This window comes from uncultured Flavobacterium sp., from assembly GCF_963925415.1.
Classification (GTDB): domain Bacteria; phylum Bacteroidota; class Bacteroidia; order Flavobacteriales; family Flavobacteriaceae; genus Flavobacterium.
The window spans coordinates 21,388-28,008 of record NZ_CAWUTS010000038.1; the positions used below are offsets into that span (position 1 = coordinate 21,388).

4 protein-coding genes are annotated in these 6,621 nt (G+C 31.8%); all 4 read right to left on the bottom strand.

Features of this window, described 5'->3' with window-relative positions; translation table 11 throughout:
• Positions 1 to 55 precede the first annotated feature (55 nt).
• On the bottom strand, positions 56 to 637 hold the full coding sequence (gene ruvA, locus AABM47_RS03040; RefSeq protein WP_338409451.1) for a Holliday junction branch migration protein RuvA: 582 nt from the start codon (positions 635 to 637) through the stop codon (positions 56 to 58).
• A 17-nt stretch (positions 638 to 654) separates the two neighbouring features.
• Entirely contained in the window at positions 655 to 2,949 is a 2,295-nt protein-coding gene (locus AABM47_RS03045) for an NADP-dependent malic enzyme (RefSeq protein ID WP_338409452.1), read from the bottom strand.
• A gap of 95 nt (positions 2,950 to 3,044) precedes the next feature.
• Positions 3,045 to 5,144, bottom strand: coding sequence for a T9SS type B sorting domain-containing protein (locus AABM47_RS03050; protein WP_338409453.1), 2,100 nt, complete (start codon positions 5,142 to 5,144; stop codon positions 3,045 to 3,047).
• Between the two features lie 23 nt (positions 5,145 to 5,167).
• A complete protein-coding gene (locus tag AABM47_RS03055; RefSeq protein ID WP_338409454.1) occupies positions 5,168 to 6,508 on the bottom strand; it encodes a cytochrome P450 in 1,341 nt (446 codons plus the stop codon).
• Positions 6,509 to 6,621 lie beyond the last annotated feature (113 nt).

The window sequence follows — 6,621 nt, forward strand, 5'->3', positions numbered from 1 at the left end:
AATGATGATATTAATTTTAAAGTCTTATTTTGTAAGTTATTTTTTTTTCAATTATTTATAAATTTTTTAATGCTAGCTTAATAATACTTTCGACGTTTGCGCTTGAATTATCATTAATTATTTTATCTATTACTTTTTCAGCAGATTTTCTATTAAATCCTAAAACTTCTAAAGCAGATAACGCTTCTTCTTTATTTGTATTGTAATTAGTTGACAAAACTTCATCTAAAGCATATATTTTTAATACTTTATCTTTTAAATCTAAAATAACTCTTTGAGCTGTTTTTATTCCAATGCCTTTAATAGATTGTACTGTAGCAAGATCGTTTGAGGCTATTGCTTGAATTATATGAGACGGAGAAAGAGAAGACAGCATTGTTCTAGCGATACTTGCTCCAATGCCAGAAACTGAAATCAATAATTTGAAAAGTTCTCTTTCTTGCTTTTCTACAAAACCAAACAGGCTGTGTGAATCTTCTTTAACTTGTAAAAAAGTGTACAATTTTAAATGATCTGATTCTGGCAGTAATGAATAAGTATGCAACGAAATGTTAATATAATACCCTACGCCATTGCAATCAATTACAACTTCTGTGGGTGTTTTTTCTACTAATTTTCCTTGAATATGTGTTATCATTATTGTGAATAAAATTATTAGTTTATTTTTGTTTTTTTTATTCTTTTTGCTTTTTCTTGAGCGTCTACTACTGACACAGCCGCCATGTTTACCATTTCTTCAACACTTGCTCCTAATTGAAAAATGTGCACCGGCTTATCTAGTCCCATCATAATTGGCCCAATAGAATCTAATTTATTTAGTTCCTTAAGCATTTTATATGTAATATTTGCAGCATCTAAATTTGGGTAAATTAACGTATTTACTTTTTTATTAACTAATTTAGAAAAAGGGAATTTACTTTTTAACAATTCTGAATTTAATGCAAAATCGGTTTGAATTTCTCCATCAACTATTAAGTCTGGATAATATTTGTGAAGATACGCAACTGCTTCTCTAATTTTTTTAGAACTTTCATTATTAGATGAGCCAAAGTTAGAGAATGAAACCATTGCAATTACAGGTTCCATACCAAACAATCTAACTGTTTTTGCAGTCATTAAGGCAATTTTAGCTAAATCTTGGGCTGTAGGGTTTACATTTATAGCTGTATCAGATAAAAAAATTGGCCCACGAGCAGTCATCATCATATTTGTGGTAGCAATTTTAGAAACTCCAGCTCCCATTTCTATAAGTTCCATAATGGGTTTTACCACAGAAGGGTAACTTCTAGAATAACCTGTAACTAAAGAATCTGCTTCTCCATGATTAACCATCATTGCTGCAAAATAATTGCGCTCTCTCATCCATTTTTCTGCATCAAAAAGAGTTAATCCCTTACGTTTACGAGTTTCCCAAAATGAATTTGCATATTTTTTTCTTCTTAAATCTTCTTCTTTCGTTTTTGGATCAATAATGGCTACATCTGCTTCAAAACCTATTTCCAACATTAATTCTTGAATGATTTCTTTATTTCCAAGTAAAATTGGAGTTCCAATACCTTCCTCAAGTACAATTTGTGCCGCTTTTAAAACGTCTAAATGATCTGCTTCAGCAAATATAATTCGTTTTGGATCTGTTTTTGCTCTATTGATTAATAACCGAATCATTTTATTATCTGAACCTAAACGTTCTAATAATTCTTCTTCGTATTTTTCCCAATCCGTTATTGCTATCTGAGCAACGCCAGAATCCATTGCTGCTTTTGCAACAGCTGGAGCTACAATTGTAATTAATCTTGGGTCAAAAGGTTTAGGGATGATATAATCTCTTCCAAAATTTAATTTAGTTTCTCCATATGCAATGTTTACTTGCTCTGGAACGGGCGTTTTTGCTAGTTCTGCTAAAGCTTTAACAGCAGCCATTTTCATAGCCTCGTTAATTTTTGTGGCTCTAACATCTAAAGCTCCTCTAAAAATATAAGGAAATCCTAAAACATTGTTAACTTGATTAGGATGATCTGAACGACCTGTTGCCATTATAATGTCTTTTCTGGCATTAATTGCTACATTATAATCAATTTCTGGTATTGGATTTGCCATTGCAAAAACAATTGGATTATTGTTCATGGTTAGCAACATGTCTGCAGAGAGAATATTACCTGCAGATAGGCCTAAAAACAAATCTGCATTTACTAATGCTTGTGCTAATGTAGTTCCTTTTTTACCCGAAGTGTATTTTTTTTGTAAGGTTGACAAGTCTGTTCTATCGGGAGACAAAACTCCTTCTTTATCAAACATGGTGATATTGGACGTATTTACACCTAACAAGACATATAAATTGGCACACGCTAAGGCAGCTGAACCAGCACCTGAAATTACAATTTTTATTTTATTTATTTCTTTTTCAGCTATTTCGAGAGCATTAAGTAATGCTGCTGATGAAATAATAGCAGTACCATGTTGGTCGTCATGCATTACCGGAATATTCAATTCTTCTACCAAACGTCTTTCAATTTCAAAAGACTCTGGAGCTTTTATATCCTCTAAATTGATTCCTCCAAAAGTAGGAGCAATGTTTTTTACGGTTGCTATAAATTCTTCAATATTTTTTGTATCTACCTCTATATCAAATACATCTATGTCTGCAAATATTTTAAACAACAATGCTTTACCTTCCATTACTGGTTTTGAAGCTTCTGGACCAATGTCGCCAAGGCCTAAAACAGCTGTTCCATTTGTAATTACTGCTACTAGATTTCCTTTAGCTGTATATTTGTATACATTATTTACATCTTTTACAATTTCCAAACAAGGTTCGGCAACACCTGGTGAATAGGCTAACGAAAGATCGCGTTGTGTGGCATATTTTTTTGTAGGTACAACCTGTATTTTTCCAGGAGTTGGTTTTGCATGATATAATAAAGCTTCTCTACGTTTTGTGTCTTTGTGCATATAATAGTTTATACATGAACTTACAAAGTTAAAATAAGGATTGAAAGAAAAAAATTTTAACGCTGTTCTTTTGAGATTTTTATATAATAAAAACCTTATCTAACTAAGGCAAAATGACCTTTTACAATTTTTCCGTTTTGAAGCTCAACAGTGTACCAATAATCATCGGCCGGGAGCTTATAACCATTAAAGTATCCGTTCCAGCCGCTGCCTATTGGATTAATTTGACTCAGCAACTTTCCGTATCTGTCAAAGATTCTGATAACAATTTCACTGTTAAGCTCTGAATCTACATTTGTAATGTTCCAAAAATCATTATAACCATCTCCGTTAGGCGAAAAAAACTTTGGCAATCCTAAAACATTAATAGACCTAATAGAGGTTTCACAATTATATAAATCTTTTACATAAACCGTATAAAAGCCAGCAATAACATTTAAAAAAATATTAGACTCTTGAAACGTAACATTATCTAAACTATAAACGTAATTCCCTATACCCGAAACAATTATACTAATTGTATTGTTATCTGATAAATCAAAAATTTCTATGTTTTCTATTGCAGCACTGTTGGATTCAATGACCACATTAGTTCTTGTTTGTTCGCAACCGTCCGAATTTGTAACACTTACCGAATAATTTCCTGCAGTATTTACTTGAAGACTATAAGATATAGCACCTATTATTTGATTTTCATTTAAAAACCATTGATATGTATGATTATTAATCTGATTTATATCTACGAGTCCCGCATTTAAAGTTACATAATAAGAAGGCGAGTTTGTGCAAACAAACTCTGGTTCTGCTTGTAAAACAATATCTGGTTTCGAAAGTACTTTAAATGGAATTATAGCTGTTGAAAAACAATTAAAATCATTTGCTCTTTTAATTTTTACTGTAACATTCTGTGTTGATGTAGTAAAAGGGTTTGGCAATGGACTTAAAGCATCATTATTTTCATCATAGTATTCAACAATCATATTGGTTTGTCCTCCTAAAATAGTTGCTTGAAATGTTGATGTATCAAAAGATGCAAATTCTAACTGTTGTTGTGGATCATTTTGATTACATAAAGTGGTTAAACTTGCCGGAACAGAAAAAAATTGTGGTTTGTTGTTTATAATAAAATCAATTGTTGTTGTAAATGTGCAAAAATTACCTGTATTACTTACAAGCATAACATTTATTGTTTGTGCCGTTGTTATAAAAGGATTAGGCATAGGACTAGGTAAAGCATTGTTGTTTTCATCGGTAAATGAGAGATTAAAGCCTGTTAATCCATTTAATAAGTCGGCCTCTAATGTTGAGGTGTCAAAAGCATAAACTCCATCATCTGTATCATCACAAGCCCTTAATACTAGTGGTTGAACGCTATTAAATACAACTTGTATAGGTTTTGTTATATAACAAGAAGAGCTTGTGTTATTAATTCTAGCATAATATATTCCTTGAGAAATACTGGTAACACCAAGTAGTTCATTTATATTAAATGAAGCATCTTGATCGTTTTCAAAATAAGACAAAGTATATCCCATAATCGAACCCAAGTAAGGTGTTGTTAATGTTGAAAAGTCAAATGGCTCACTATTATCTGCTGCTTGATCGCATAAAACAACATCATTAAAGTCATTGAAATTTTGAGTAGAAAAAGGGTTAGAAATAATAGCTGTTCCAGACCATGATAATGTAAAAGGAGAGCTTCCCATGGGCCTATCTATAACAATAAAATAACTTTCTCCTACTAAAGTGCTTAATTCTTTTACAAAGCTATCTCCGCTTGGTCCTGGTCCTTCTTGAGTATCCGTTGAACTGGCATTTAAACCTGTATGGTTATTTGTTTGCCCAGAGGCTTGCGGATTAGTTGTGGAACATCTAATAGGTGTCCCTAGATTAGTGCAATCAGAATTAGGCCCAAAAATCCAAAAATCATAATCTTCTACAATATTACTACTATTAGGAATCAGTGTAAATCCTAATGTTCCTGCTTGTTCAATTGTTACACGTAACCATAATGAGTTAGATTCAACAGAGGCACATGACGGAGGCACAATTTCTTGTGTACCCGCTCCAGAAACATCATATGAAATGCTTAGATTATCACATACCTGAATATAATTTACACAATCATTAGGCAGGTTCTGTGAACACAGCATTGAGCTTGAAAACAAAAGTAAATAACGCAGTAATTTAAACATTTTTATTATTTATTAAATTCCTCTTATTTAATTCTCCTTTTAAATTCTAAAACAGCTTCAAAAGGTTTTAATGTAATGAGTGGGTTTATTTGAATTGGTGCTTTCTTGTCTACAATTGAATATTTTTCTACTAATGACGTTATGGCCATAATCATTTCATACATGGCAAAATTATTACCAATACACATTCTAGGACCAGCTCCAAAGGGATAGTAATGATTGGTATGTTTTATGGCATTTTCTTTAGAGAATCGTTCAGGTACAAACTCATTTGGGTTTGTCCAAAAATCTTTATGCCTGTGAATTTCATATACCGAAAACAAGAGGTTAGATCCTTTTGGAAGAATCATGCCTTCAAACTCATCTTCTTCTATATTTACTCTGTCTATAAAATAAGCTGGTGGATACAAACGCATCGTTTCTTCTATAACTTGCTTGGTATAAGTACAGTTTTTAAGCAAATACATTAAATCATTGGATTCTTTTTTTACTTTTTCAATTTCATCAGCAATTTTTTGTTGTGCGTTTTGGTTTCTAGCTAAAAGTTCCACACAAAATGTTAGTGCGTTTGATGTGGTTTCATGCCCTGCAGCAAATAGTATTAAAATTTCATCTACCAATTGATCTTCGTTCATGCTGCTGCCATCATCATAACGAGCATCTAAAAGCATATCTAATAAATCATCATGTCTTTTGTGGCTTTGCTTTCTATTATTAACTAATCGTTTTAAAATGGTTCTTGATTGCTGGGTTAGGTCTAAGAATTTTTGAGTTTTTCCCGATAAATTAAACCACCAAACTAAAAAAGGCTGCCGTAATTCTTGAACCAAATTTTGCTGCGTTGCCTCTGTAGTGTGCTGCAAAGCGTTTACATCTTCTAAACTAATTTCTATATTAAAAATAGATTTCACTACTGTTTGAAAAGCTAAGTCATTAAAGACCGGAAAAATGTCCGAAGGCTTGTCAATTGTTATGTTTTGCAACTCAAGTTCAATTGTTTTATGAATAGTTTCTAACAAAAGATTTAACTGACTTTTATGAAAAGCCGGTTGAATTAGTTTGCGCTGTTTTTGCCAATGTTTTCCTTCAGAAGTTAGCAAACCTTTGCCCACGTATTTGGCTAAATCTTTTGTTTGGATATATGATTTAGTGTAATTTTTTTGATTTTTTTGAAGTGCATGTTGCAATAGTCCTGCATTTCTACAAAATAGAACTGATTTACCAAAGCCGATATTTAACCTAAAAATATTACCTAAGTTTTCAAAATTTTTAGCATGAAAAGGCAAGGGGTTTTTTAAAATATTTTGAGCGTGTTTTAAAAATTTTAAAAAAGAAACCTCTGGTATTTTAACGGATGAATTCATAATGAACAAAATAATCAATATATTATGTTAAGCTAAAACAAACCTCCTTGAATATTAGCTTTAATTTTACCTAAATGCTTGTAAGCTTTATCTGTCACTTCTCTACCTCTTGG

Coding starts and splice junctions, on each gene's coding strand:
- AABM47_RS03055 (WP_338409454.1), bottom strand. CDS start 6,508: ATGAATTCATCCGTTAAAATACCAGAGGTTTCTTTTTTAAAATTTTTA.
- ruvA (WP_338409451.1), bottom strand. CDS start 637: ATGATAACACATATTCAAGGAAAATTAGTAGAAAAAACACCCACAGAA.
- AABM47_RS03050 (WP_338409453.1), bottom strand. CDS start 5,144: ATGTTTAAATTACTGCGTTATTTACTTTTGTTTTCAAGCTCAATGCTG.
- AABM47_RS03045 (WP_338409452.1), bottom strand. CDS start 2,949: ATGCACAAAGACACAAAACGTAGAGAAGCTTTATTATATCATGCAAAA.